This window comes from Halomonas sp. NPDC076908, assembly GCF_050269715.1.
In the GTDB taxonomy this organism is placed as follows: domain Bacteria; phylum Pseudomonadota; class Gammaproteobacteria; order Pseudomonadales; family Halomonadaceae; genus Vreelandella.
In genome coordinates this window covers 1-3,282 of the sequence record NZ_JBNNIW010000090.1, presented here as the reverse complement: position 1 = coordinate 3,282, position 3,282 = coordinate 1, and the positions used below count along the sequence as shown (strand labels likewise).

Sequence of the window (3,282 nt, the reverse complement as noted above, 5' to 3'; positions counted from 1 at the left end):
ATGCTGGTAGGCGTCATTAACGATAGGTTGCTGGTCGGGCGTCAAAGAAATGAAGCGCAAGCGACGAGACATGGTGCATCTCCCTTGTTATAAGCTTCGGTTTTTATACGCCATAACTTATGCGGATTCACTTAGTATACGAAAAGCAAAAAACAGAAATTGATTTTGCCATATGGATACCCGAAGAAAGAGGATTTAACATTAATGGTGAACCAAGGTTAATTATTGGAGAAGCCAAATCTTTTGGAGAAGATATAATCAAGGGGAATGATCTTGATAAATTAAAAAAAACTGCAAGCGTCATCCCTGACTCAGTAATAGTAATTAGTGTTTTAAAAGACTCATTTTCTAAAGAAGAAAAACAACGCCTCATAGAGTTTGTATCTTGGGCTCGAGAACCAGTCAACTATCGTCCCAGACACTGGGTTATTTTATTAACAGGGACTGAGTTATTTAATGATTCTCTGGAAAGAACATGGCAAAACTTAGGAGAGCCTTACAGCACACATGCTAATACTCATAGCACCCACTATCTTGAGCCAATTTCAGATGCCACACAATCAATTTACTTAGGTCTAGATTATTACTACACTTGGTTAGATAATAAACCGAGAAAAATCAATTAGCGAAATTGATATAATATCGTATAGATATACTCTTTTAAATGCAAAGTACAGTATGCGCTTATCGTTTCTCCTTGAAATACATTAAGCATTACAAAAAGGCATTCATTTTCCGGTTATATTCGAGTAATGACAGAGGACACAAAAAACAAAAAAAGGGGCCTGCGATTTCTCGCAGGCCCCTTTTTTACAATTTGGCGCGCCCGGCAGGATTTGAACCTGCGACCCTCGGCTTCGGAGGCCGGTTTAAGCCGCACAAGCATCACCCTTCCCCACCGTCAAAAAACCAATAAAAAATATTTAAAACAACAAGTTAACTAACATTCCAATGCATTTCAAATCTTCTCCGTCACACCCATTAACGCCATTCTGTGCCCTTCATTGTCAAAACGATGGCACACACCGTGACTTTTCTGTGTCCTGTTTTCTACCAAATTTGACCTCTGGTCACCGCGCACTACGGACTCCTTTAATTGATTCAGCTACGCGTAGAACGCCAGCAGTACCTCTGCCAAAAACACAGCTCCATACGCGCCACCTGCCCTTATCGCCACCGTGCTAAACTGTCCTGTGTTTCATCGGTTCAGCATTGGAGGCCAGCATGCCAGCTGCTCATCGTCGTAAGCTGCCTATAGGCATTCAAACTTTTTCGGATATCCGAGAAGGCGGCTATTACTACGTCGACAAAACGCCGTTCATTGAAAAGCTGGCGAACCAAAACAAATACTACTTTCTCTCCCGCCCGCGCCGCTTTGGCAAAAGCCTGCTGCTAGATACTCTGGGCTGCCTATTTGAGGGCCGCGAAGCGCTATTTGACGGGTTATATATTCACGACAAGTGGGACTGGCAGCAGCGATACCCGGTGGTGCGTTTAAGCTTTGGCAATGGAGTGGCGGCTGACAGAGAGGACCTAGATGCGAACATTCGATATCAGTTGCAGCAGCAGCGTGCACGTCTGCAGATTACGTCGACGCCTCCTAAGCGTATTGCGGACGACTTTGCTAGCTTGATTGAGCAAGCGCATCGTGTTCACGATCAACGCGTAGTAGTGCTGATCGACGAGTACGATAAACCCATCCTTGATAATATTCTCGATAGCGATAAGGCGCGCGAACTGCGCGAAGGTCTGAAAAACCTCTATAGCGTGCTGAAAGATGCCGACCCCCACCTGCACTTTGTACTACTGACCGGCGTTTCCAAGTTCAGCAAAGTCAGCCTGTTTTCAGGGCTGAACAATCTGCGCGACATCACACTCTCATCTGACTATGCCGCTATCTGTGGCTATACCGACCACGATGTGGATACGGTGTTTGCGCCTGAACTGCCTGGGCTTGAGCGTGACGAGATTCGCCGCTGGTACAACGGCTATCGCTGGGGCGGGCAAGACGTGCCCAGCGTTTATAACCCGTTTGATGTATTGCTATTGTTAGAAGAGCGGAAATTCACCCCTTACTGGTTTGAAAGCGCGACCCCTACGTTTTTAGTCGAACTGCTAAAAAAACGCGGTGTGTTCACTCCTGCCTTGAGCCAACTGCAAACAGAAGCCGAATTGTTAGGCCGCTTTGATGTCGACCATATCGCCACCGAAGCGCTCTTGTTCCAAACGGGCTACCTGACCGCGCATGCTGTCGAGGAGCCGATGACCGGTTATTGGCTCTACACCTTGGGCTACCCCAACCTTGAGGTGGAAACCAGCCTTAACCAAGCGCTTTTACCTGTGCTGGGTGTGCAAGCCCCCCCTCGGGAGCGGCTTACGCTGTTCCGTAACTTGCAAGCGCACGACCTCCAAGGCCTGGAAACCCACCTCAAAGCGCTTTATGCCGGTTTGCCACACGACTGGTACCGCAACAACCCCATTGCCCAATACGAAGGCCATTACGCCAGCGTGTTTTACAGCCACTTCGCCGCGCTGGGTGTGAATGTGACGGTGGAAGACGCCAGCCACCACGGCAAAGTGGATATGAGCATCGACTTTAACGGGCATGTTTACCTGTTTGAGTTCAAGGTGGTTGAACAACTGCCTAAAGGCAAAGCGATTGAGCAGATCAAAACCAAGGGCTATGCCGACAAGTATCGTGCTAGCGGCAAGCCTATTCACTTAGTAGGCGTAGAGTTTTCCAGCGCTCAACGGCAAATCGTAGCGTTTGACGTGGAGACGCTGTAGTACGCTGCTGCTTATCATCGTCCACTACTTAAGCTCGACGAAAAAACTGGGCACAAGGGCCAGCCTGTTAACAAAACGTCAATAGACGCATCTTAAGCTTGTCTCTTAATGCTTCGTTTCCTGTACCTGCACCGGGACAATGTATAGCAGGCATCTGCACTGCTCTATTCGGACATCGAGCGATAAAAACGCATTGCCTGAGCGTAATCTCGAAGCACGTCGTCATCGTTGGTATATATCAGTCTCAGGCTATTCTGGGTGATCATGCCTGTCACGCCCGCACACCTAAATTACTCTATCACCACGGCTTTACCTTGATTGACTCTACGCCCATAGTATTTTCTACCCATGAAATAACGCAAAGTGTCGCTGCGCTCAGGCATGGACACGCCAAAATTAGCGTAAGCGTTCATTCTAAGACGTCCTGCCGCCCGGCTGACATTCGCCCTACAGTAACCTCACATTTGCCCACACGAGGTTACCCCCATGAGAAAG

General features: G+C 47.9%; 2 protein-coding genes. Both read left to right on the top strand.

Annotated features, from left to right (window positions below):
* Positions 1-119 precede the first annotated feature (119 nt).
* Positions 120-626 carry a hypothetical protein gene (locus ACQKE4_RS20395; RefSeq protein ID WP_427390063.1) on the top strand — a complete coding sequence of 169 codons (507 nt, stop codon included), beginning with the start codon at positions 120-122 and terminating at the stop codon, positions 624-626.
* Between the two features lie 598 nt (positions 627-1,224).
* Positions 1,225-2,787, top strand: coding sequence for an ATP-binding protein (locus tag ACQKE4_RS20390; RefSeq protein WP_305948041.1), 1,563 nt, complete (start codon positions 1,225-1,227; stop codon positions 2,785-2,787).
* Positions 2,788-3,282 lie beyond the last annotated feature (495 nt).

Coding starts and splice junctions, on each gene's coding strand:
- ACQKE4_RS20395 (WP_427390063.1), top strand. CDS start 120: ATGCGGATTCACTTAGTATACGAAAAGCAAAAAACAGAAATTGATTTT.
- ACQKE4_RS20390 (WP_305948041.1), top strand. CDS start 1,225: ATGCCAGCTGCTCATCGTCGTAAGCTGCCTATAGGCATTCAAACTTTT.